The sequence below is a fragment of the Bacteroides ihuae genome (assembly GCF_900104585.1).
GTDB lineage: Bacteria > Bacteroidota > Bacteroidia > Bacteroidales > Bacteroidaceae > Bacteroides > Bacteroides ihuae.
The window spans coordinates 227,316-252,231 of sequence record NZ_FNVX01000005.1 but is presented as its reverse complement, the minus strand read 5'-3'; the positions used below and the strand labels follow the sequence as shown (position 1 = coordinate 252,231).

Below are 24,916 nucleotides of genomic sequence, written 5' to 3'. Positions count from 1 at the left end.
AATAAAAAACACATGAAGAAATACCTTTTATACTTTTGTGCAATAAATTGCATACTTTTAGGAAGCTCAAATCTCAAAGCGCAGAATAAGCTTTATCCTAATGAGTTTCCATTAGGCGACGTCACATTACTCGATAGTCCATTCAAGCACGCACGAGATCTTAACCTTGAAGTACTTTTGAAGTATGATGTTGACCGAATGTTGGCACCTTACCGAAAAGAAGCAGGATTGCCCGAAAAGGCCAAAACATATCCAAACTGGGATGGTCTCGATGGTCATATAGCAGGACATTATTTGACAGCCATGGCTCTAAATTATGCATCCACAGGTAATGCAGAATGCAAAAAACGCATGGAGTATATGCTTGCTGAACTTAAAATCTGCCAAGAAGCCAACGCCTTAAATAATTCTACATGGGGTGTTGATTATGTAGGAGGGTTTCCAAATAGCGCAAAAATATGGACTAGCTTTAAAAAAGGAGATTTCAGCGTGTACCTTGCTTCATGGGCTCCTTTTTATAACTTACATAAAATGTATGCGGGGCTTAGAGATGCTTGGGTGTATTGCGGATATGAAAATGCAAAAGTAATGTTTTTAAAATTCTGTGATTGGGGAATCTCCATCACTTCCGCCCTTACCGATGAGCAGATGGAATCAATGCTTAACATGGAACATGGGGGTATGGACGAAATGTTTGCCGATGCCTACCAGATGACAGGCGATAAAAAATACCTAGTGGCCGCAAAACGCTATTCTCACAGAATGATTCTTGATCCGATGTCGCAAGAAATAGACAACCTGGATAACAAACATGCAAATACTCAGATCCCGAAAGTGGTTGGTTTTGAAAGAATTGCAGAGCTTAGTCATGATCAGAAATATGATAGAGCAGGTAGCTTCTTTTGGGAGACAGTTACAACAAACCGCTCTCTGGCTTTAGGTGGAAATAGTAGAAGAGAACATTTTCCAAATGCCGAATCTTGTACCGACTACGTCAATGATGTGGATGGGCCTGAAACATGTAATTCGAACAACATGTTGAAATTGACTGAAGACTTATTTAGAGTACGTCCTGAGGCTAAATATGTCGACTATTATGAAAGAACAATATATAACCATATCCTTTCAAGTCAACACCCCGAACACGGAGGATATGTGTATTTTACTTCGGCTCGCCCGCGTCACTACAGAATATATTCTGCTCCCAATGAAGCAATGTGGTGCTGCGTTGGTACCGGCATGGAAAATCATTCTAAATACAACCAATTTATCTACACTCATTCAAATGATTCATTATATTTGAATCTCTTTATTGCTTCGGAACTAAACTGGAAAGAAAAGAAGATTAGATTCAAACAAGAAACCACGCTTCCTTATGAAGAACAAAGTAAATTTACCGTAACCGAAGGTGGCGCCAAATTCAAATTAATGGTTCGCTACCCTGCTTGGGTGAGCGATGGCGCTTTAAAGATTACTGTAAATGGCAAGAACGTGACTTACTCCAATCATCCATCCTCTTTTGTGTGTATTAGCAGAACCTGGAAAAAAGGCGATGTAGTGGAAATCAAACTTCCAATGCATAACTCCATCGAATATCTACCTAACGTGCCTCAATATATTGCATTTATGCATGGACCGATTTTGCTTGGTGCCAAAACAGGAACAGAAGATTTGATAGGTCTGATTGCCAATGACAGCCGCTTCGGACAATATCCGGGTGGACAAAAACTACCTATCGACAAAGCTCCCATTTTAGTTGAAGACGACATTAAAAAAATTGCAGACAAGTTAGTGCCAATTAAAGATAAACCGCTGAACTTCACTCTTAATGTCAAAATGATTAATCCAATTGATCAGATAAAGTTAGAACCATTTTATCAAATCCACGATTCAAGGTATATGATGTACTGGATGGCTCTTACCAATTCGGAATATTGTTCTTTCACGGATTCGATTTCGAATATTGAAAAAGAAAATATGGAACTTCAGAAACGAACACTTGATTTTGTTGCACCCGGTGAACAACAACCTGAGGTTGATCATGCCATGGAAAGGCAATATTCTTCAACAGGAAACAATATGAATGAGTTTTGGCGCGAAGCCCAAAACGAAGGTTATTTCAGCTACAAACTCGCCACTAGTAAAGAAAGTGGCCTAAGCTTGTTGGTTCGATATTGGGGTGCTGAGAAAGGAAATAGATCTTTCGATATTTATATTGACGATCAAAAGTTGGTAACTGAAAATATTTCCGATAAATGGAAACAAAACAAATTCCAAAATGTCGAATATCCGATTCCAGATACAATGTTGAACGGAAAAGAATTTGTTCGTGTGAAATTCAAAGCGTTATCTGGAAACACGGCAGGTAAAGTATACTATGTTAGGTTATTAAGAGCCAAGAAATGAATTGATAGCCTTACAGTGGAAACAAAATCAATATGAAATTAAAATACCTTTCAATAGTTTGTCTTTTCCCCCTTCTTTGCCATGGACAGGTTGTGAAAAGCTTCAAACAATTGCCCGACAGGGTGAATATTACTTTATCGGATGGAACACTTAGTATTTCTCCCTTGACCGAGAATGCCGTAAGGATCAAATTCTACAAAGAAACAGAAGGAAACCTTCCGGAACTAATTTTCACTTCGGGTGTTGCAGTTCCAAAATTTCAGGTTGCCGATACGTCGGCAAAGCTGGAAATAAAAGTAAAAAAGATAATTGTATCCTTGGATAAACTTACCGGCAAATTGTCGTATGCTGATAATACCGGTAAGGTGTTTTTAAGCGAAAAAGAAGATGCTCGCAAACTAACGCCCGACTTAATTCAAGGTGAACCTTGTTTTGTGGCAGAACAAAGCTTTGAGTCACCCTCTGATGAGTCTATTTTCGGCTTGGGACAGTTCCAGGATGGACAATATAATCTAAAAAACGTTACCCGACAATTGACTCAGGTCAATACGCAAATTGCTATTCCTTTTATTTATTCAAGTAAAGGCTACGGATTGTTGTGGCATCAGTACGGTCTTACCGATTTTAATCCGACGGATAACTTTGTTACCCTTGAAAAACAACAACAATCAACCACAGAGAACAACCAAATGGCGGAAGTAACCACTACTTCCGGTACTCAGAAAGTGTCTCAGAATCAATCTTTATATCAAGGGACATTAAATATCCCTACGGATGGGGAATACTCCATATTTCTGGATTTAGGTAACATGGGTAATCGTCAATATGTGGTTATCGATGGAAAACCCTGTATTGACCAGAGTAATATGTGGCTCCCTCCTACTGCCGGTACGTTGGTAAACCTAAAAGCCGGAGAGCATCAGGTGCAGGTCGTTTGTAAATCAGACAACACACCTAAATTGTCGTGGAGATTTAGTGGCGATTTAACAACATTCCGTTCGCCTAACGCTAAATTGCTTGATTATGTCGTATTTTACGGACCATCGGCTGACAATGTAATTGCCTCCTACCGCAATTTATCGGGCAATGCACCCATGTTCCCTAAATGGGCTTATGGTTTTTGGCAATGTCGCGAACGTTACACATCGGGTACACATTTGGTTGAAACAGTAAAAGAGTTCCGAAAAAGAAACCTTCCGATGGATGTAATTGTACAAGATTGGCAATACTGGGGCAGCAGAGGATGGGGCGTTCCGCAATTCGATGAGAAGAATTACCCAAATCCTTCCGCCTTTATAAAAGAATTACACGATTTGAATGCGCATTTCAATATCTCTATTTGGTCGAATCCCGATAAGAACTCAACAATTGGTAAAGAGTATGTGGCAAAAAATAGATTCATACCAAACACCAAATGGCTAGATTATTTCAATCCGGAAACCAGAAAAGAATACTGGAATACATTGAAGGTAAATATGTTCGATTATGGTGTTGACTCTTGGTGGATGGATGCTGTCGAACCCGAGAATGATGCTTTGAAAGGGACAAAAACTCATATCGGTATAGGCGATTTTTATCGTTTAACCTATCCATTAATGGTAAGTCGGGCGGTATATGAAGGTCAACGCGAGGCTTCTTCCGACAAGCGGGTTTGCATCCTTACTCGTTCGGCTTTTTCTGGACAGCAACGTTATGGAGTGATTAACTGGTCAGGCGATATTGGTGGTACTTGGGACGTTTTCCGAAATCAGATTGTTGCCGGGCTAAACTTTACGATTACCGGATTACCCTATTGGACAACTGACATCGGCGGTTTCTTCCGTCCCGGTCAATCGCAATACACCGATGTGAAATTCCATGAACTACTAACACGCTGGTACCAATGGGGTACCTTCAACCCGATTTTCCGAATGCATGGTTACCAAACCGAGACTGAACCATGGAAATACGGACGTACGGTTGAAGACAACATGCGAAAGATGCTGAACCTTCGCTATCGCTTACTTCCATATATTTATTCCGAAGCATGGCAGGTTACAAAAAATGGATCAACGATGATGCGCGCCATGGTAATGGACTTCAACGGTGATGCCGACGCAGTGAAACAGCCTTATGAATACATGTTTGGAAAAGCATTTCTGGTGGCACCAATTACCGATGCAGGCACAACACAAAGAGACGTCTATCTTCCGAAATCTACCGATTGGTACGATTTCTGGAGCGGTAAACGCATGAAAGGCGGACAGACCATAAAAGCTGAAGCACCTTTGGACAAAATACCGTTGTTTATAAAAGCAGGGTCAATAATACCTATGGGGCCAATAGTGCAATATACGAGCGAAAAGACGGGTGAATCCCTTGAAATCCGCGTGTATAAAGGAGCAGATGGCAACTTTGATTTATACGAAGATGAAGGTGATAATTATAACTATGAGAAAGGAAAGTACACAGTTATTCCGTTTAAGTGGGATGACAAACAGCAATCTTTGACGATTGGTAACAGACAAGGGGATTATCCGGGTAGCTTAACGAACCGTGTTTTTAATGTTGTCTTTGTGAATGAAATTGAAGGAATTGGAACAACTATAAGCACAAGTAAAAAAACAGTTCCTTACCACGGAAAGAAGATAAAAATTAAATCAAAAGGAAAACAACTATAAAAATGAGAAAAAATGAAAACTAAATTACTAATGGCTTTAAGTCTAGTGGTTTCGGTACATTTGTGGGGTCAATTGCCTTACCAAAACCCTAATTTAAGTTCCGAAGAAAGGGCCAAAGATTTAATAACCCGCTTGACATTGAGCGAAAAAGCAACTTTGATGTGCGATGTCTCGGATGCCATCCCACGTATGGGTATTAAAAAATTCAACTGGTGGAGTGAAGCCTTACATGGCTTGGCTAATAATGGTAATGTGACTGTTTTTCCTGAACCCGTTGGTATGGCTGCCTCTTTCGACGACCAATTGGTTTATCGCATTTTTAATGCTGTCTCCGATGAAACGAGAGCTAAATATAATGAGGCGAAAAAGAATGGACTAGAGAATACTCGTTTTTTAAGCCTTTCCGTCTGGACTCCAAATGTGAATATATTCCGCGACCCACGTTGGGGACGTGGACAGGAAACTTATGGTGAAGATCCTTACCTGACTTCGCGTATGGGTATTTCTGTGACAAAAGGTTTGCAAGGCCCTTCCGATGCTAAATACAGAAAGCTCTTAGCTTGTGCCAAACATTTTGCCGTTCATTCGGGTCCAGAATGGAGCCGCCATATTCTGAATATTAATAACTTAGATCCACGCGACTTGTACGAGACCTATCTTCCTGCCTTCAAATCATTGGTTCAGCAAGCCGACGTACGCCAAGTGATGTGTGCTTACCAGCGTTTGGATGATGAGCCTTGTTGTGGAAATACACAACTGCTTCAAAGAATTCTAAGAGATGAATGGGGATATAAATATATGGTCGTTTCTGACTGTGGCGCAATATCCGATTTTTACACCAGCCACAAAGTTTCATCGGATGCTGTTCATGCAGCTTCTAAGGGCGTTTTAGCAGGAACCGATGTGGAATGTCAATGGGCAGACCATATTTATAAAAAATTACCTGAAGCTGTTGCAAAAGGGTTAATTACAGAAGAAGAAATAAACAAGCACCTGTTGCGGGTATTAATTGCCCGTTTTGATTTGGGTGAGATGGATGATGACTCATTAGTCTCCTGGTCTAAAATTCCTCTATCTATTGTTAATAACGATGAACACAGAAAGCTGGCTTTAGAAATGGCCCTCAAGTCAATGACACTCCTCCAGAATAAAGCCGAACTTCTTCCCTTAAAGAAATCCAATAAAATAGCTGTCATCGGTCCAAATGCCAATGATAAGCCCATGTTGTGGGGAAATTATAACGGAACTCCTGTGAGAACAATTACAATTCTCGATGGCATTACTTCCAAACTCTCAGCCAATAAGGTTATATATGACAAAGGATGCGATTTGGTTGAAGATAAAGTAACCGAGACCTACTTTTCTAAATGTTCAATTGATGGTAAGAAAGGATTTAAAGCTACTTACTGGAATAATAAAGACCTTGAGGGAGATGTTGTTGCAACTCAACAGATTGTAAATCCAATAAAACTAACCACTGCCGGGCAACACGAATTTGCGTCCGGGGTTAAGCTTCAAGGGTTCTCTGCAAAATATGAAACGGACTTCGAAGCACCCAAAGATGAAGAACTTGTATTTAAATGCGGAGCTACCGGATATTTTGAATTATTGGTGAACGGTAAGTCGATCGCAAAATATGAAAATTGGAGAACACTTCCGTCAAGGATCCCATTTAAAGTAGAGAGTGGTAAAAAATATAAAATAGAGATCCGCTTTGCACAGTTAAACAATTGGGAGGCAGATATCGAATTTAACTTTGGACAAGAAGTAGATGTAGACTATACTAAACTTTTGAAGAAACTTGAAGGGACTGATATTGTTGTATTTGTCGGTGGTCTTTCCACACAACTCGAAGGTGAAGAAATGCCTGTATCATATCCCGGTTTCAAAGGTGGCGACCGTACAGATATAGAACTTCCATCAGTACAGCGCAATTGTTTAAAAGCATTAAAACAGGCGGGGAAAAAGGTGATTTTCGTAAATTGTTCAGGTTCTGCAATTGCTTTAGTTCCCGAAACTGAAAGCTGTGATGCTATCTTGCAGGCTTGGTATGGAGGCGAATCGGGAGGACAGGCTGTAGCCGATGTGCTTTTCGGTGATTATAACCCATCGGGAAAACTACCAATCACTTTCTACAAGAGTATGAATCAGTTGCCCGATTTTGAAAATTATTCCATGAAAGGCCGTACTTATCGTTATATGTCCGATCCTTTATTCCCATTTGGTTTTGGATTGAGTTATACTACTTTCTCTATTGGTAATGCAAAATTAAGTAGTACAGTCATTAGACCCAACGAATCTGTCGACCTTACCATACCTGTATCAAATACCGGCAAACGTAACGGAACTGAAATTGTGCAGGTTTATATTCGCAAAGTAAATGACACCGACGGACCCATTAAAACTTTAAAAGGTTTTAAGAGGGTTGACGTACCTACAGGTAAAACGAGCCAGGCAGTTATCAAACTTCCCTATGAAGCATTTGAGTTCTTTGATAGGAGAAATGTTGAAATGGCTATAACTGCAGGAGAATATGAAATTTTGTATGGGAACAGCTCATCTGCTAAAGATTTAAAAACAGTAAAGATTAGTATAAGCAAATAGAACGAATATGAAATCTAAGATTATAACAGGACTTATCCTCCTCAACTCATTGGCTGTGTTTTCGCAAAAAGTAACAGTCATTTCACCAAACCATAAGATAAATATCGGGCTTTACAACACACAAAGTGCTGAAGTTGGTGAATGGTACTTAAAAGTGAACTATATAAATAAAGATAAGAGTTGTGAGGCTATTCCGAAAATAGCGATGGGACTCGCGCGTACCGACCAGAACTTCTCGAAAGAGCTTAAATATCTGAAGGCATCTAAACCCGCTTTAATAACCGAACGATATTCTGCATTGCACGGTAAACGGATGCAATGTAGCAATTTGGCAAACGAAACAGTTATATCTTTTGAGAATCCGGGAAAAGCAAAACTCAACTTAATTATCAGGGCTTATAACGATGGCGTCGCTTTTCGATATGAATTTCCAGAAAAGAAAGGTTCATTTGTGATACAAGACGAGCTAACATCTTATGCTATACCTGATAGTACAAAGCGTTGGATGGAAAAGTGGAATACGGCTAATGAAGGCCTCTATAGCACTATGAACGATGATAAAGTACAGCAAAATTGGGGCTATCCGGCACTTTTTAATTCAGCTGACAAAGATTGTTGGTATCTGATACATGAAGCCGATGTAAACCGCAACTACTGTGGTTCGAAGCTTAGTAATGTAGCTGATAAAGCGCAATATAAAATTACCTTCCCCGATCAAAGAGACGGTAACGGGCAGGGAGAATCAAAACCCACAATAACCCTTCCCTGGAAGTCGCCATGGCGGGTAATCATCATGGGAAGCCTTGCCGATATTGTAGAGTCAACCTTAGTAGACGATGTTTGCCCCCCTTCCGTTGTAACCAAAACTGATTGGATAAAACCGGGTGTCGCATCATGGAACTATTGGTCGAGCAATCATGGAACTAAAGATTATAAAACGGTTTGCGAATTCGCCGATTTGGCAGCTTCTATGAATTGGCCTTATACGCTTCTTGATTGGGAATGGGATGCCATGAGCAATGGTGGTAATCTTGAAGATGCCATTAAGTATATTCTGTCTAAAGGTATAAAACCCTTGATATGGTACAATTCGGGAGGGCCACACACATGGGTCTCTGCAACACCACGTGACCGTATGTATACTCACGAAAACCGCATGGAAGAGTTTGCCAAACTAAAGAAGCTAGGAATTGTGGGAGTGAAAATCGACTTTTTTGAAAGCGAAAAGCAAGACATGATTAAATACTATCTTGACATCTTGGATGACGCTGCCAAGTTTGAAATGATGGTATATTTTCACGGTTGCTTGGTACCTCGCGGTTGGGCTCGGACATATCCGCACATGATGACGTACGAAGGTGTGCGTGGTGCTGAGTGGTACAATAATGGACCCGAATTCACCACTACTGCACCTGAACACAATACCATTTTACCTTTTACGCGAAATGTGGTTGGTGCTATGGATTATACCCCGGTAACCTTTACCAATTCTCAATTTCCGCATACGACATCTTACGGACATGAACTGGCACTCAGTGTAGTATTCGAATCAGGAATTCAACACATGGCCGACCGCCCTTCCGGTTATTACGGGTTGCCCTTTGCTGCTAAGAATTTCCTAATGGAAGTGCCAAATGCATGGGATAATACAAAACTAATTGACGGATATCCCGGAAAGGATTTGATCATCGCAAGAAATAAAGGCAATGAATGGTATATTGGAGGCATTAGTGCAGAAAAATATCCTAAAGACAAAACGATAACATTCAATTATCTGCCGGAAGGAGTAAAATATAAGCTGACATTAATTGCAGATGGTGAGCACGATAAAGAATTAGTAACGCAATATCTGGTAGTTGATAAATCAAGCATAGTAAAAGTAAGATTGCTGGGCAGAGGTGGTTTCGCCGCCTGCTTGAAAGCGATTCAATAATTAATATTATCATTATGAAAAACAAGATTTGTTTAGTTGCAATGTTCTTTATGTCCTTTACCGGACTAGTCATTGCGCAACAACCTGCCCCGGTGAAAGTCGATGGTGGATTGTTGCAGGGAACATTTGACGATGGGTTGACTATTTACAAAGGTATTCCGTTTGCTGCGCCTCCGGTTGGCGACCTTCGTTGGCGTGCTCCCCAGCCTCCGGCAAAATGGACCGATATAAAGCAAGCCACAAAGTTTGCTCCAGGCCCTATGCAAGGGGGTAATCCTCCATCGGGAAAAAGCGAGGACTGCTTGTATCTGAACGTTTGGACACCGGCGAAATCGGCAAAAGAGAAGGTTCCCGTACTTGTCTGGATTTACGGTGGCGGATTTGGTGCCGGAGCTACTTCCGAATGGCCTTACAGTGGTGAAAAGCTTGCTAATAAAGGTGTGGTATTAGTCAGTATTGCTTATAGAGTTGGGCAATTTGGCTTTTTCGTACATCCTGAATTGAGTGCTGAAAGCCCAAATCATGTTTCTGGAAATTACGGATTGCTTGATATGATTGCAGGCCTTAAATGGATACAAAAAAATATCGCGGCCTTTGGTGGTGATCCAAAGAAGGTGACCATTTTCGGTGAATCAGCCGGTGGGATTGCCGTTAGCATGTTATGTGCTTCTCCTTTGGCCAAAGGGCTATTTCAGGGTGCTATTTCGGAAAGTGGTGGCTCTTTTGGCCCTTCACGTAAAACAATGACGTATCCGGGTGAAAATATGAAACGCTTAAAATATGCCGAACTTGACGGAGAGACCTACATGAAAAGCGCCGGAGCTTCTTCTATCGCAGAATTACGGAAGATCGATGCCGCGAAACTCCCGGATCGTGGCTTCGGAGGCTCATGGCCTATTGTTGATGGTTATGTAATTCCCGACGATCAGTATAAACTCTACGAAGCCGGAAAATACAACGATATACCGATTCTCGTTGGTTATAACTCCGATGAAGGCGCAAGCTTTTCGCCGGGACGGAATCCGAAAGATTACATTTCCGGCGTAGAGACACGTTACGGTAAGTTTGCTGCTGATTTGCTCAAAGCTTATCCTGTTGGAACGGATGTTGTTCCTAAAACCGCACGCGACTTGTCACGTGATGCAGCATTCGGATGGCAAACATGGAGTTGGGCAAGACTTCAGGCAAAAACCGGAAAATCGAAAGTATTCTATTACTATTTCGATCAGCACCCTGATTATCCGGAAGGTTCGCCACGCGCAGGGTATGGCTCACCACACGGGCAAGAGGTTGCCTATGTTTTCGGACATCTAGACACTTCAAATCCTCAAACAACAAAAAGTGATATTGCCATTTCAGACGCTATGGGTACGTATTGGACAAACTTTGCCAAGTATGGTGATCCAAATGGAAATGGAGTTCCTGAATGGCCCACCTTCAGCGATAACAACCCGGTAGTGATGTATCTAGGTCCGACACCACACACGGGGCCGGTTCCAAGCCTTGAATCGCTTCAAGTGTTAAACTCCTACTTCGAATGGAGACGCACACCTGAAGGAGAAGATTGGGCTAACTAATTAGTTGGTATAAAAGAGTAAGAGGAAGGGGTCAAAGAGTTTCTGAGAATAAATCAGACAGTTACCTATAATTTGTCAAGAGACGAATTATGCATAATTAACGGAATGAGCCCACTCCAAAGACAAAAGGAGTTATCGGGATAGCATATAGAGGAAATTTATCTTTCACTAGGAGTTATTCCGATAACAAATAAGCATATTGGTGAAGAGAAACCGTCTTTTGGAGAATCTGCAACTGTCTCTTTGCCCATCCTCCGCCTTCTTTTGGGCCAACTGAACGGTGCAGAAGGGTCAACTGCACGGTGCAGAACCCAAAAAACGGGAGAAGTTGTTGCTTCTCCCGTTTACCGTAGTTTAATTTGAAACTACTTTATGATAACTCTAACGAAGATACTACATAAAACAAGCAAAGTCAAGTTTTTCAGGAAGAAAAAACGATTTGAAGGTTGTCCTGTTCGTTAAAGTTAGATGCAATCAGAAATTTGCGCAAGTCTTTCCTATCTGTTCTATTTCTCTTCACTCCTTACAAATGATCTTTTCTAAATAGAACTCATGACTTCAACGTATAGAAAGCACGCTTTCAACGTGTTGAACGTCCGCGATCAACGTATCGAATGTACGACTTCTATTTAGATAATATTCCACACTTTCTTTCACAGAAAATGTGGAATATAAAAAAGACAAAAGAGATTCTCTGTGAAAAATCAGAGAATTAAAAACTAATACCTAATTAAATTATAACCAATGAGTAAAACATTACCTTTTTACCTTTCAATATACTTTTCTTTTAAGCAGTCCAAATCAATAATATCCTTTGAATTTAGAAGCGATAGCTTTACTTATTGAGGTATCACATCATTAGTTGAAGTGGCATACAAGCCAATTAATGGTCCGGTAAATCCTCCCGCAACATTTGTAGAAAGAATATCACCGGAAACACTACCTCCCAAATTAACAAAGTCCTTTGCATTTACAGAATAATTGAATCTATAATCATCTCCCTTAGCTTCTACCTGCAACGAAATAGGGCTATGGCTATCAAGTTTAACACTTGCAAGAATAGTAGATTTACCTCTTTCTGTTCTTGCCAGTAACAAATAGTAATCTTTACCTTTCTTAGTCAAACCAAACACATAATTGAATTTCTCATTCTGATAGCAAGTTATACCGGCAAGTTCTGTTTCTGACTTTGGGTTATAATCCATCGTAGTGGTTGCCGTAAAGCAATCATGCTGCTGACGATAAAAGAGTGTAGAAGTTGGCTTTACTTCCTTGATATTCGTCGGGAATGGTTTTATTTGTAATCCTTTTTTGGTTTTCGTAACGAAGCTCTCACGCGGTCCTCTTATTCCAACCCATCTTAAATCTAGTTTTTCTGAATCAAAGTTATCTATAAATTTAAAATTTCCATTAGGAACAAATCCATCCTTTCCCGTTTTATTTTCCACACCTTGAGGCATTTTCAATTTTGGAGTCAAAGGAACAAGCCCATTTTCAAAGACAGGAAATTCTCCAGTCCAATCAATAGGAAGAATAAATGTTTCGCGTCCTTTATTTACCCTTTGTTTTTCATTGGGACGAATGCCCAAAAAGACACCGTAGTACTTACCATTAGGTCCTTCTACCAAATCAGCATGTCCGGCCCAATCAACCTTATTGTCACGCTTAGTAGGGAAATAACGCTGTGTAAGGATCGGATTATTCGGAGCCGGCTTATAAGGACCTTTAGGATCATCACTTACAAAAATTACTTCGCTATGCCAATCACCTGTACCCCCTTCGGCGCACATAAGATAGTATCGTCCGTCTTTTTTATAAAGATGAGGCCCTTCAATCCAAATCGGTTTTTTTGTTATATCAACGCCGCCGTCAACAATAATTTTATCTGTTCCGGCAATTACCTGATCAGTTGCCAAATCATACTCCCAGATCTTGATCACACGATGTCCTTGATAAAGTTCTTTTCCTCTATCAGGCGCATCATTGTGCAAAACATAAGCTTTGCCATTATCATCAAAAAAAAGAGAAGGGTCAATACCCGCAAACTGCAATTTAACGGGGTCACTCCATCCCTGAAGAGGATCCTTTGTTTTTACTACAATGTTTCCAAAGCCTCCGGAAAATTGCGTAGTGATCATATAAAAAGTATCATTATACTTATTATACTTTATAGCCGGAGCATAAACCCCTGCACTGATACCACAATCTTCTATTTTAAGCTGTGAAGGTCGATCCAACACATGGCCTATTTGCTTCCAGTTCACCAAATCAGTGGAATGGAAAATAGGTACCCCCGGAAAGATTGCAAATGAAGAATTTACCAAATAGTAATCCTTACCCTTGCATGTGATACTGGGATCCGGATAACATCCTTGCAAAATTGGGGTATAAAATTCATCCGGAAGTAAAGGGTTATCAATATATACCTGATCATTACCCTGATAAATAAATTGAGTGAAAAGTGGAGTATTCTTCGAAATATTCCCTTCCGTCTTGTTTTTCCCTCTTGCTACTCCATTGAAAGATAAAATCATAAAAGCAAACAATGTTACAATTTGTTGACTTCGTGACAAAGTGAATTTAAATTTTGATATTTCCATTAATTAATAGAATAAAGATTAAAAAATAAATTGAATAACTATTTTAGTACTATAATAATCGTTCTTTATGCAATTTCCTTTTCTAAAAAACAAAATAATTACTTCATCTCTTCGTTGTCGTAAAAACTTTTGTTTGAGGCTATATTGGTTGACATATACATGGCAAATATACAGAATGATCCTAATTAAAATTCACAAAGCATGTTACACAAATTGTCGCTGGCATTACATTATTGAGATACAATGTAACATAATCTTACGAGGAGGTAACACAAAGGCATATAAGCAGCTTAATATCAACAGATTAAAAAGAAAGCACTTAAAAAAAACAAATCGAATGAATCTAATTCGCCGAACTTACACTAATTTATCTATCTTTGCCTTCCGAAGTTAACGACATTTTAATTTATGAAGAAATTCACCTCGGCAGTCATCATTGCTCTCCTTATATTAATGTTACCTTTCCATGCGAAAGCGCAAACAGGCAAATTCTATTCTACTGACAAAGAACTATCCAACAGTCTCATCAACCAAGTCTATCAGGATAAGAAAGGCTTTATCTGGATTGCTACGGAAAACGGACTAAACCGTTCTGATGGAGCGCGCTTTTCCATCTATAAGCATGCTGCTTCCGACAGCACCAGCATAAAGAACAACTACGTACGCACGCTTTTCGAAGATAGTTTCGGTCGCTTCTGGATAGGATGTATCAATGGTTTGCAACTGTATGATCGGGCTACTGATTCTTTCAAGGAGGTGCATATCCGTCGCAAAGACGGAAGGTCTAACCCGCATATCACCTCTATTGTGGAACGAAGGAATGGGGATATTTGGATCGCAACATCGGGACAAGGAGTCATTTCATTGAAAAAAGGCAGAGGCACGCAAGAATTCCAGACAGAATCAGCATTGATAGAAAAGATGCACAGCAATTTCCTGAACGTGATTTTTGAAGATTCAAAGCAGAACTTGTGGATTGCCACAGAAGATAAGGGGGTATTCTGTTATTCACCCGAAAGGAAAACAATGAAACATTTCAAAGCTCCACAAGATCTTTCAAGCGACGATGTGTATGCCATCTCTGAAGATAGAAAAGGAAACATTTATCTTGGTACGCTAACCGGAGGACTATTTAAATTACCTGCAGGAAGTAAAGGAAATAAATTTCAACCCGTTCCCTACAAAAAGAACGTGCAACTTAATATCCGTACGCTTATGCTCGATAAACAAGGGCGTTTGTTCATTGGTACAGATGGAGAAGGACTCAAAGAGTACAATGCTAGCAAAAATATAATAGAGGATAGTGAAATCAATGCAGCTCCTTTCGATTTCTCCAAATCGAAAATTCACTCGCTCATTGAAGATAAAGATGGAAACCTCTGGTTGGGTATCTTTCAAAAAGGAATTATTCTTATCCCCGGAACACCAAACAAATTTGGTTATTATGGCTATAAATCAATCCGAAAGAACACAATCGGCTCTAGTTGTGTCATGGCCATCTGTACGGACAAATCAGGTACTACCTGGGTGGGTACAGACAATGACGGACTATATGCCATTAATGACAAAGGGGAACAATTAGCACACTATTCTCCTCAAGCGGGCAATCCTCATTCGGTACCGGGAACAATCATGTGTATATTCGAGGACTCTAATCAAGACTTATGGATCGGATCTTATTTTAATGGACTGGCGAAAGTCAACAAACATACCGGGCAGTGCGAATACATCACTGGCTTGTCATCTAAAGGAGTTAACGATGGTGGGAATGAGAAGGTGTTTTGCCTTACAGAGGATGGTGATAAGAACTTATGGATCGGGACTTATGGATCAGGTATGTATAAGATGAATCTGAAAAATCGCACCGTGACACACTATGAATCTACACGAAGCGAAAATGATGATTGGAAGATCGATAAATTGCCAAACGATTGGATTAATTGTATCATGAAAGATCGGAGCGGAATGCTTTGGATCGGAACCTACAAAGGACTTTCTTGCTTCAACGCGAAGAAAAAAACCTTTATTAATTATAAGAATAGGAATAATCTGTTACCGGGATATGTCGTTTATACATTACTCGAAGCATCAGATGGGCGTATATGGGCAGGTACTTCGGAAGGATTAGCTTGTTTTGATAGGAAACAATCAAACACCACACAATTCACCACGGCCAACGGGTTGCCCAGTGATGTTATCTGCGGACTGGCGGAAGATGAGCGGGGCAACATCTGGATAAGTACTCACCAAGGAATTGCCAAGCTAATAGTCAAAGAAAAAAAGTTCATCAATTACTATGCGTGCGATGGCATTCAGGGCAATGAGTTTACACGTGGTGCACTATTCAAAGACATTCGTGGCAAAATCTACTTTGGTGGAACAAACGGTATCACAAGCTTCTTTCCCGAAGAAATAACTGAGCAAAAGAAAGAGTTGAAAGTAATTATTACCGAGCTATCTATCTCTAATCATGTTGTGAGAAAAGGAGATAAATCGGGAAATAACGTGATAACCGATACTTCCGTTATGGATGCCGATCGCTTCACGCTAGCTCACAACGAAAACACATTCAGTATTGAATTCTCTGTGCTCGAATTTAATAATCCTGAACGCATCAGCTATCAATATAAAATAGATGAGTTGGGCAACGAATGGATCAGCAACCGTCCGGGAGTAAACCGCGTTACTTTCAGCAACCTGAATCCGGGTAAATATACATTTCGAATAAGAGCATGTGATCACGATAACTATTCAAACATACGAACGGTAACCATCATTATCACTCCACCCTGGTTCCAAACTTGGTGGGCCATCATCATCTGGTCCATATTCAGTGTGGCAATTATTTATGCCATTACCATGTACCTCCTTTCCCGCATACGCCATAAACAGGAGTTGCTGAAACGTGAACACCAAGAGCAGATAAGTGAAGCCAAATTACAGTTCTTCATCAACATATCTCACGAGATACGAACTCCAATGACTCTCATTATTAGTCCGTTGGAAAAATTGATTGCTGAGAACTCATCCAAACAAACCACCTACCTGATGATCTATCGCAATGCGCAACGTATTTTGCGACTCATCAATCAGCTCATGGACATTCGTAAGCTTGACAAGGGACAAATGCACCTAAAGTTCCGTGAAACAGATATTGTGGGGTTCATTGACGACCTCATGCAAACTTTCGACTATCAGGCTCAGAAGAAAAATATCTCATTCACCTTTACAACAAACCTAGATACGCATGAATTTGCTGAAACACCTCTGCAAGCTGCTATTCCCAAAGAAGAGCTGAAAGTCTGGGTAGACCTCAATAACTTCGATAAAGTATTGCTGAATGTCCTCTCTAATGCTTTCAAATATACACCCGAAGGAGGAAATATTTCGGTAAAACTAACCACTGGTCACGATGAAAATGTACGTGGACCGCTCAAAAACTATTTTGAAATAACCGTCTCCGATACGGGAATAGGCATTAACCAAGATAAAGTAGAACAAATCTTCGAACGCTTCTATCAGATAGATAACGACCTGACCAAATCTAATTTTGGCACAGGTATCGGACTGCATCTTTCACGTTCTCTCGTACAGCTACATCATGGCATTATTAAAGCTAAAAACCGTAAAGATGGCCCGGGCACAAGCTTCATCATTCGTTTGCCGTTGGGATGCGACCATCTCGAGATAGATGAGTTGGAAGACCCTTCCGAAATACCCAGTCTGAAACCTATCTCGATGGAAAAAGAAGCAGCCCAGTATGCTGCTTCACAAGGAGAAGAAGATCACACGAAAAAGATGAAAGCTAGAACGCATTATCGAATTCTGGTGGTAGAAGACGATGATGAAATACGTCACTACATCTGTAACGAATTGAATGAAGAATACCATATAGCAGAGTGTGTAAATGGACGTGAAGCACTGGAATACACTCTAAAAGAAAAGCCAGATCTTGTTATCAGTGATGTGATGATGCCCGAAATGGACGGCATTACTCTTTGTCGAAAAATGAAACAAAACATCAACATCAACTACATACCCGTTATATTACTCACAGCCAAATCGAAACAGGAAGATCGACTAGAGGGACTTGAAATAGGTGCCGACGCATATCTTGTGAAGCCTTTCAATACAGAGCTACTTCGCACTACCATCGGCAACCTGCTTAGTAATCGTGAACGTTTGAAGAGTAAATATATAGGCGGCAAACAGGTAGACGAAAAGATGGCAAAACTTGAAATGAAATCATCCGACGAAGCTTTGATGGAAAAGATCATGAGAACTATCAACGAACACCTCTCCGACCCGGCTCTGAATGTAGAGTTACTAGCTGCCAATGCAGGTATGAGTCGCGTACACATGCATCGCAAGCTCAAAGAGCTTACAAATCAGTCGGCACGTGACTTTATTCGTGGTATTCGTTTAAAGCAAGCTGCCGCTCTCTTCAATGAAAAAGACCTGACCATCTCCGAGGTAGCTTATGCTACAGGATTTGCAAATCTGTCACACTTCTCTAATTCTTTCAAAGAGTTTTATGGCATGTCACCCACGGAATATAAAGAACAAGCTGCTCAGGCAAAAGAAGTTAAATAGCTTCGATTGTTTATTTACCTATGATCAAAGCCGACTGTGCTCCAACATACATCTCCGGTCCATAAGTTGCACCCAATCCGCCTGCAAGGTTTATCATACCGTCTTTGCAAAGAACAGTATATTTACCTTCAGGCACAGCTACTTTAGCTAACTGCGCATTTGCATTAAGAATAACGATAATATCTTCAAAAGCATCACCATTAGCATGTCCTTTGAGTCGGAATGCAATCAAGTTAGTTCCTTCCACCGGCAGAAATTCTAAATATTTACGAACCAGTTCAGCACTCCCCATACGAAAGGCAGGATGTGCCTTGCGCAAAGCGATTAATCCCTTATAGTAAGCAAAGACATCCGAATGAATAGCCTTTAACCGCCAATCAATGGCATTGATCGAATCAGGACTTTCAAAGCTATTGTGTACTCCTTTCTTATTGCGCATCATCTCCTCTCCCGCTAGAATAAAAGGAATCCCTTGAGAAGTAAACACTGCCGTCTGCGCTAATTTGTCGAGTTTCACCAACTGCTCCGGAGTGATACCGGGCACACTTGCTCTCAATCTATCTACCAGACACATATCGTCATGGCAAGACACATAACTAATCATCTGCGTAGGCTCTTTTGCCCACGGCACTTTGCTGTAGTTCACTAAATGGTAGCGTACCTGCGGATGTTGCACAGCACCCACAATACCAAACTTGATACTCTCTTCGTTTCCCGGAACACCTGCCAGGAAAGCACCTTTACTATTCTTATCGAAAGGCCCGCGAAGACCATCACGCAATTCGTCAGAGAAAGCAGCAATATCAGGCATTCGTTTTACATTTGCCTTCATTGCCAATGAATCGGCAGGCAATTGAGGAGCCTCGGCCGCCCATCCCTCGCCATAGATGAAAACAGACGGATCTACCGCATCCACCGCCCGACGAATTTCATTCATCGTTTCAAGATCATGTATCCCCATCAAGTCGAAGCGAAAGCCGTCAACATGATATTCATTCATCCAGTAAAGCACCGATTCTATCATAAACTTCCGCATCATGGGGCGTTCACTGGCAGTTTCGTTGCCACAACCCGAACCGTTAGCCAACTCTCCATTAGGCTTTTGTCGGTAGAAATAGCCCGGTGCTGTACGTTCGAAGCCACTTTCAGCAGCACTATAAGTATGATTATACACCACATCCAATATAACTCGTATGCCCGCTTTATGCAAAGCCTGCACCATCTTCTTAAACTCTCTGATTCGAGTAGAAGGAGTAAAAGGGTCGGTAGCATACGAACCCTCCGGTACATTATAATTCATTGGATCGTATCCCCAATTGTATTTTTTATCCTTCAGCCGTGTTTCATCCACCGATGCAAAGTCAAACGACGGCAAGAGATGCACATGCGTCACGCCGAGTTCCACCAGATGATCAATACCGGTCGTGCTTAAACTATCGGAGCTTTTCGTACCCCGCTCAGTCAATGCTAAGAACTTACCCTTATACTTCATGCCCGATGACCCATGCACCGAGAAATCACGATGATGCATCTCGTAAATAATTATATCCGCAGGAGACTTCAACGTTGGGCGATTATCCGCTTCCCAGCCCTTAGGATCAGTAGCCCGCATATCAATGATGGCTGCCCGCTTGCCGTTCACTCCTACCGCATGAGCATTGATACCCGGAGTATCTCCCTGCCATTTATCTTTTATCTTCGCATTAAACGTATAAAACTTACCCAGTAAATTTCTATTCACTGTTACCCGCCAAGTTCCATCCTCAGAAAGCTCCATCGGCACCGTCTGATAAGCATGTCCCTCATGCCCGGAGTCAAACAACATCAGTCTTACTTCATCAGCAGTAGGAGACCATAAAGCAAATTTCGTGGCCGCCGCCGTATATTCCATTTCCGTAAGATCCTCCTCTCGCACAGGATATTCTGCAAAAGTAGCATACTCTTTCTTCAAGGGTGCACAGGCGATCAACATTATTGCCAACAATCCGGTAACAAGAATATTATTCATTTTCATCTCTCTACAATTCTTTTATTGTTAAAAAAATATCATCTATACCTTCTTCACCTTATCAGGGTTCTTTGAAATAAAATCCTTCCAACCACTGTAACCTTTCTCCAGAGTAGGTCGCCCCATCTGCAAGTAATGGCAATACGCCGCAGCCAGTCCATCCGTAGCATCCATAAAGGTCGGCATATCCTCTTTCGAGATATGCAACATGCGTTGCAACATATCCGCCACCTGCTCTTTCGATGCCTGTCCCTTGCCGGTAATCGCCATTTTAATCTTTAGCGGTGCATATTCTGTTATTGGAATATCCCTACTCAACGCAGCTGCCATAGCTACTCCCTGAGCACGCCCCAACTTCAACATCGACTGCACATTCTTTCCAAAGAACGGAGCCTCAATGGCAACCTCATCAGGTAGATAACTCTCAATAATGCCAATGACACGCTCAAATATCTTACCTAATTTCAGATAATGATCCTTATATTTTCTCAAGTCGATTACCCCCATCGCAATCAATTCAGGTTTGGTGCCCGTAATCTTCAGCACACCGTATCCCATGATCGTCGTCCCCGGATCGATACCCAAAATAATCTTTTCCTTTACCGGTTGAATCACTCCTTCACCTCCATTAATGTGGGAAATCCCACCACCCTATTATTGAATATATGGATTAAATCCTCATTGAGTTGTCTTCCCTGCTCCGTGTGCCACCGATGTAGCAAGAGCGAACTTTCCACCTCCCACTGTAGTGAGTAAGATGAACCACCATCCTCATTCCGATGACTCAACACCTCACACAGTCTTGGTTTTTTTAGCATTCCAACCATCTCTACTTGAGGGATATAACATTCTTTGAGCCAGATTAAAAAAGTGCTAAGTACTTCATCCTCTATTTGGTAGGTCGTATTATAAATCAACATTATATATATTTTTTATGATTATCCCCGCAAACTTAGCAATTATTTCAGAATAATCTATTATATTTGCCCCGTCAAAAAAAGGAAATCTATCCTTATTGACCGAAAACGTAATGGGGGGTTAGCTCATCTGGCTAGAGCGTAACACTGGCAGTGTTAAGGTGATCGGTTCGAGTCCGATACTCTCCACTCTTCAAAAAAGGCCAAAGCCCTGGCAATACAGCGTTAGAGAGCACTTTCCCTTTTTCCTCGAAGATTCGATTTGAATAAAAAAACGCTTCTCCACCCACTTTTGGGCATAAGAACGAATCCAAAACTGTTATGACAACCCTAAAACAGCAGTCGTTCCAGCCAAAAAACTCAAAAGCGGAAAAAATAAAAATTAATTTCCACGGGGCTTTTATTGTATCTAGAATCAAACTCAACAAATCTTTTAAAGTATCCTAAAAACCCAATAAAATGGAAGATTTAGAACTAGCTGGTTTAGTAAACGACCCTCAGTCTTTATGTTTAAAACTGATTTGTATATAAAAAAAACACCTTCAAATAATGTCAACATTACTTTGCTAAAAAACTATTATCATGAAGTTTGACTTACTATTTCTTTATAAATAGAATTATCTTGATAATCCTCAAAGAGTACCCATTCCGATATTCGGTACTTCCATGAATAATCTTCTTCAATAGCTTTCTTAAGATATTTAAAGGCTTCATTTGTTTCTCCAAGAAGAATAGAAGCTGCCACTTTGTATATGAGTTCTGTATTTTCACATAAAAGTTTCGTTCTAATTTTTTCTGGTTTTATAGGCTTGTTTTGTTTCTTTTCAGATAGTAAATAATTTATAAAAAGAACTTCATTTTTATTTGAAATTTTATTTGAAATTTTAAATGCAAGATTACCTGCTTCTGAATACCTCTTCAATTTCAACAAATAAAAGATCTCTAAATTAATCAAATCCTCATTATTTTCATCATTCATTCTCTCTTTTGTTGTTAATAAAAAAGCCTCATCGTATTTTTGCTCACGAGATAATAATTCGATTTTTAAACTATTATTATTAGGAAGTTCTTCCCTCAAAATCTCTCTAGCAGCCTCTATTTGATTATTATACAAATAATAAGTAAATAATTTTCTACTTGCTGTTTTATCTCTCCGCTTAATTCCCTTTAAAAGTTCTATTGATTTATATAAATCATGAAACTCATTAAACATAATTTCTGATTTTAGCAGTAAATAATCGTCATCTAATTTATATTTAGTTTCAATATTATTCATCCTTTTAAGCAACAGCTCTTTCTCATGATGACGCATGTATTCTTTCAATAATATCATTTCGTTATATTTTATATATCTGGGAGTTTCTGAATTTTCTATTTTTTCCTCAATATAACTATAAATATTCTCTTTACTCGTTTTCTCCAAAGACATTAGACGAACTTTCTTGCTAACTAAATCCGGATGAAATATATCTTGCAACTCATAACTAATTAAGAAATTTTTCATTTTAGCTATTTTTTGCTCTATATCACCATTCCCATCATCTAGTAACTTAAATCTTATAATCCAACAATCATTATCTATACTAGGATCTATTTTAAGACAGGCATCAACAATACAATCAATATCGCTAAGCGTAAAAGGCAAATCACTTTTAATTAGAGAATCTTCGTATTTTGAATACATTAATTCCGCCTTTTTATAATGCAAAATAGCTTTATATTTATATTTTAATAGGGCCTTGTCCAATACATCTATTTTTGAAGAATAATCCGTATACATGTTGGATAAATTTATATAGTAATTTGAATTATCTCCGTATATCTCGATTAAATCTTCATAAACAGGAATTGCTTCAGGACTATTATTCATCAAAAATAAACATTTAGCTTTACGCTCCAACAATCCTTTATGAAAAGATGTTTTTTTTGTCGATTTATTCAAATTATCCGCAATTATATTTAAAGCATTTTCGTAGTCATCCTGCAAAAAAGAAGACTGTATCTCCGCAAAAACATTTAGTTGTTTTTTTGTCGGATTATGCTCTTGATCTATTTGCTCAAAGGATGAATCATCTCTACTCTCATCAAGATTTTCTTTATCAAGGATATACCTAAAAAAATTATTAACAGGATCTTGTTCTAATGTTTTGTTTATTTTTTGAAAATCATTGCGTAAATAGATGCATTTCGTTTCTTTTAAAAACAAGTTTGCTGTCATTTTACTCAACATTTCTATTTTTTTATCATTAAGAAAATTACTATCAATTGGCAATTGAGCAGAATTAAGTTGAGAGTTAATCTCAGCAAAAAGTTCATCAAAACCCTCTATTCTAACATAATAAACACGATCTTTCCATAACAATTTCTTTAAATCATCGTTAACCTCGCTATCATCTCTTAAGCACCAATATATTCCATGCTTAAAATAGTCTTCATTCCTCAATAAATGAGTTATTACATCAACAATAGATCTATCATTGCCCCCATAGCCAACAACTATTAATCCATAATCTTTAGCAAATTCGATAAATTTATTCTTAATATTTTCCTCTAGAGATTCGGTTTCTCGTAATGTACTTTTTATGTCGTCGAACAAATAATCTCCATGAAGTTTTATGATTTTAGGTCTCTTAGAAGTAACGGTTATACTATTTATTGCTGAATCATGTGCACAAACAATAGGACGACCAGCAGAGGAAAATTGATAAAAAGCTTCATTTAATAAGTCGTCAAAATTTGTAGTAAATATTGTTTTAAGATAATTATATTCAACTAATTTTACAAGATAAGCATATCCAATAGATGGCATTTTATCTCTAACTTCCTGTTCAACAAACATTCTCCGTTGCCGTGGCAAATCATAGCGTTTTTCAAAAAGAGATGAATATGGGTTTCTGAAATTATACCAAGTCGAACCGTTAAGGTATTTATTAATATCTTCATCAGATAAAGATTCACCATCCTCGGATTCGACAATTTCTGCCCTCCATTGTTTTATTAATTCGTTAGCTGAACGTATGCCAGATGTGACAGAACATCCAGCTCCTAATAACAAACTATAGTTAGGGTTGTCGTCTGTCCTTGTTTTTAGATATCGGATCAAGTCAGCCACAGAACGTTCTTTTACTTTCAGCTCTTTTCTTATATCAGTTAATGTATACATAATATTGATTTAACAGTTAGTTGAAACAAAAATACGATAATTACATCTAATCCAATCTTTTTTCGATATTTTTTTCACTTATTTAAAGTAAAATAGAATATCTAAATTTGTAAACCAAAGATCACTAGTGTCCCATTAAAATTGGGACGTTATTAGAAAAAAAATAAACTTGGCCCATTTGGTCCAGATCGTTCTTTGTTATTTGAGAATTAATTAGCTACAAGGGCTAGAAGAAGGGTTCCGTTTTTAGACGCATGTTATCAAATTAATCCGATGCGAGCTACGATTTCAAGTCCGTTTACTTTGAAAATCTCTGTAACTAACTACGTTTCAAATATTTTAAAGAATTATCTTAGATTTTAATGGGACAGTAATGGCCAAAGATATTAAATCAAAAAGAAACGCAGCAAAAGATTCCTAATAAAAAACATGGATATTAAGAGCAGCGATAAATG

Annotated in this window: 11 protein-coding genes and 1 tRNA gene; 7 read left to right on the top strand and 5 right to left on the bottom strand. The window is 39.4% G+C overall.

Going from position 1 to position 24,916, the window contains the following annotated elements; translation table 11 throughout:
* Positions 1–12 precede the first annotated feature (12 nt).
* From BQ5338_RS06660 to BQ5338_RS06640, 5 genes are read left to right on the top strand one after another with little or no spacing between them, the layout of a single operon-like run.
* The gene (locus BQ5338_RS06660; RefSeq protein WP_071146814.1) at positions 13–2,406 is read left to right on the top strand and encodes a glycoside hydrolase family 127 protein; all 2,394 of its coding nucleotides are present in this window, start codon (positions 13–15) and stop codon (positions 2,404–2,406) included.
* A 32-nt stretch (positions 2,407–2,438) separates the two neighbouring features.
* The gene (locus BQ5338_RS06655) at positions 2,439–5,066 is read left to right on the top strand and encodes a glycoside hydrolase family 31 protein (RefSeq protein WP_071146066.1); all 2,628 of its coding nucleotides are present in this window, start codon (positions 2,439–2,441) and stop codon (positions 5,064–5,066) included.
* Between the two features lie 12 nt (positions 5,067–5,078).
* Entirely contained in the window at positions 5,079–7,670 is a 2,592-nt protein-coding gene (gene xyl3A / locus BQ5338_RS06650) for a xylan 1,4-beta-xylosidase (RefSeq protein ID WP_071146065.1), read from the top strand.
* 7 nt (positions 7,671–7,677) lie between these two features.
* Complete coding sequence (locus BQ5338_RS06645; RefSeq protein ID WP_071146064.1) at positions 7,678–9,603, top strand: glycoside hydrolase family 97 protein; 1,926 nt, start codon at positions 7,678–7,680, stop codon at positions 9,601–9,603.
* A 14-nt stretch (positions 9,604–9,617) separates the two neighbouring features.
* On the top strand, positions 9,618–11,180 hold the full coding sequence (locus BQ5338_RS06640) for a carboxylesterase/lipase family protein (protein ID WP_071146063.1): 1,563 nt from the start codon (positions 9,618–9,620) through the stop codon (positions 11,178–11,180).
* 839 nt (positions 11,181–12,019) lie between these two features.
* Here the strand turns inward: BQ5338_RS06640 and BQ5338_RS06635 are convergent.
* On the bottom strand, positions 12,020–13,780 hold the full coding sequence (locus BQ5338_RS06635) for a glycoside hydrolase family 43 protein (protein ID WP_078063416.1): 1,761 nt from the start codon (positions 13,778–13,780) through the stop codon (positions 12,020–12,022).
* A gap of 453 nt (positions 13,781–14,233) precedes the next feature.
* On the opposite strand from BQ5338_RS06635, the gene BQ5338_RS06630 reads away from it, so the two are divergent.
* Positions 14,234–18,373: a hybrid sensor histidine kinase/response regulator transcription factor gene (locus tag BQ5338_RS06630; RefSeq protein WP_235816409.1), complete on the top strand. Its 4,140-nt coding sequence runs from the start codon at positions 14,234–14,236 to the stop codon at positions 18,371–18,373.
* Between the two features lie 10 nt (positions 18,374–18,383).
* Here BQ5338_RS06630 and pulA read toward each other — a convergent pair whose 3' ends face one another.
* From pulA to BQ5338_RS06615, 3 genes are read right to left on the bottom strand one after another with little or no spacing between them, the layout of a single operon-like run.
* Positions 18,384–20,381 (bottom strand): type I pullulanase, encoded by a 1,998-nt coding sequence (gene pulA / locus BQ5338_RS06625; protein WP_394331131.1) that lies wholly within the window; start codon positions 20,379–20,381, stop codon positions 18,384–18,386.
* Between the two features lie 42 nt (positions 20,382–20,423).
* On the bottom strand, positions 20,424–20,996 hold the full coding sequence (gene ruvC / locus BQ5338_RS06620) for a crossover junction endodeoxyribonuclease RuvC (protein WP_071146060.1): 573 nt from the start codon (positions 20,994–20,996) through the stop codon (positions 20,424–20,426).
* Positions 20,993–21,301, bottom strand: a complete 309-nt coding sequence (locus tag BQ5338_RS06615; RefSeq protein ID WP_071146059.1) for a DUF4286 family protein — start codon at positions 21,299–21,301, stop codon at positions 20,993–20,995. Before BQ5338_RS06615 ends, ruvC begins: the two co-directional genes overlap by 4 nt.
* A gap of 112 nt (positions 21,302–21,413) precedes the next feature.
* Between BQ5338_RS06615 and BQ5338_RS06610 the strand changes: the two genes are divergently transcribed.
* Positions 21,414–21,487: transfer RNA gene (locus tag BQ5338_RS06610), tRNA-Ala, on the top strand.
* A gap of 391 nt (positions 21,488–21,878) precedes the next feature.
* Here the strand turns inward: BQ5338_RS06610 and BQ5338_RS06605 are convergent.
* On the bottom strand, positions 21,879–24,461 hold the full coding sequence (locus BQ5338_RS06605; RefSeq protein ID WP_071146058.1) for an SIR2 family protein: 2,583 nt from the start codon (positions 24,459–24,461) through the stop codon (positions 21,879–21,881).
* Positions 24,462–24,916 lie beyond the last annotated feature (455 nt).

Excerpts from the sequence above, each read along its gene's own strand:
- BQ5338_RS06660 (WP_071146814.1), top strand. The coding sequence starts at position 13 with ATGAAGAAATACCTTTTATACTTTTGTGCAATAAATTGCATACTTTTA.
- BQ5338_RS06655 (WP_071146066.1), top strand. The coding sequence starts at position 2,439 with ATGAAATTAAAATACCTTTCAATAGTTTGTCTTTTCCCCCTTCTTTGC.
- xyl3A (WP_071146065.1), top strand. The coding sequence starts at position 5,079 with ATGAAAACTAAATTACTAATGGCTTTAAGTCTAGTGGTTTCGGTACAT.
- BQ5338_RS06645 (WP_071146064.1), top strand. The coding sequence starts at position 7,678 with ATGAAATCTAAGATTATAACAGGACTTATCCTCCTCAACTCATTGGCT.
- BQ5338_RS06640 (WP_071146063.1), top strand. The coding sequence starts at position 9,618 with ATGAAAAACAAGATTTGTTTAGTTGCAATGTTCTTTATGTCCTTTACC.
- BQ5338_RS06635 (WP_078063416.1), bottom strand. The coding sequence starts at position 13,780 with ATGGAAATATCAAAATTTAAATTCACTTTGTCACGAAGTCAACAAATT.
- BQ5338_RS06630 (WP_235816409.1), top strand. The coding sequence starts at position 14,234 with ATGTTACCTTTCCATGCGAAAGCGCAAACAGGCAAATTCTATTCTACT.
- pulA (WP_394331131.1), bottom strand. The coding sequence starts at position 20,381 with ATGAATAATATTCTTGTTACCGGATTGTTGGCAATAATGTTGATCGCC.
- BQ5338_RS06615 (WP_071146059.1), bottom strand. The coding sequence starts at position 21,301 with ATGTTGATTTATAATACGACCTACCAAATAGAGGATGAAGTACTTAGC.
- BQ5338_RS06605 (WP_071146058.1), bottom strand. The coding sequence starts at position 24,461 with ATGTATACATTAACTGATATAAGAAAAGAGCTGAAAGTAAAAGAACGT.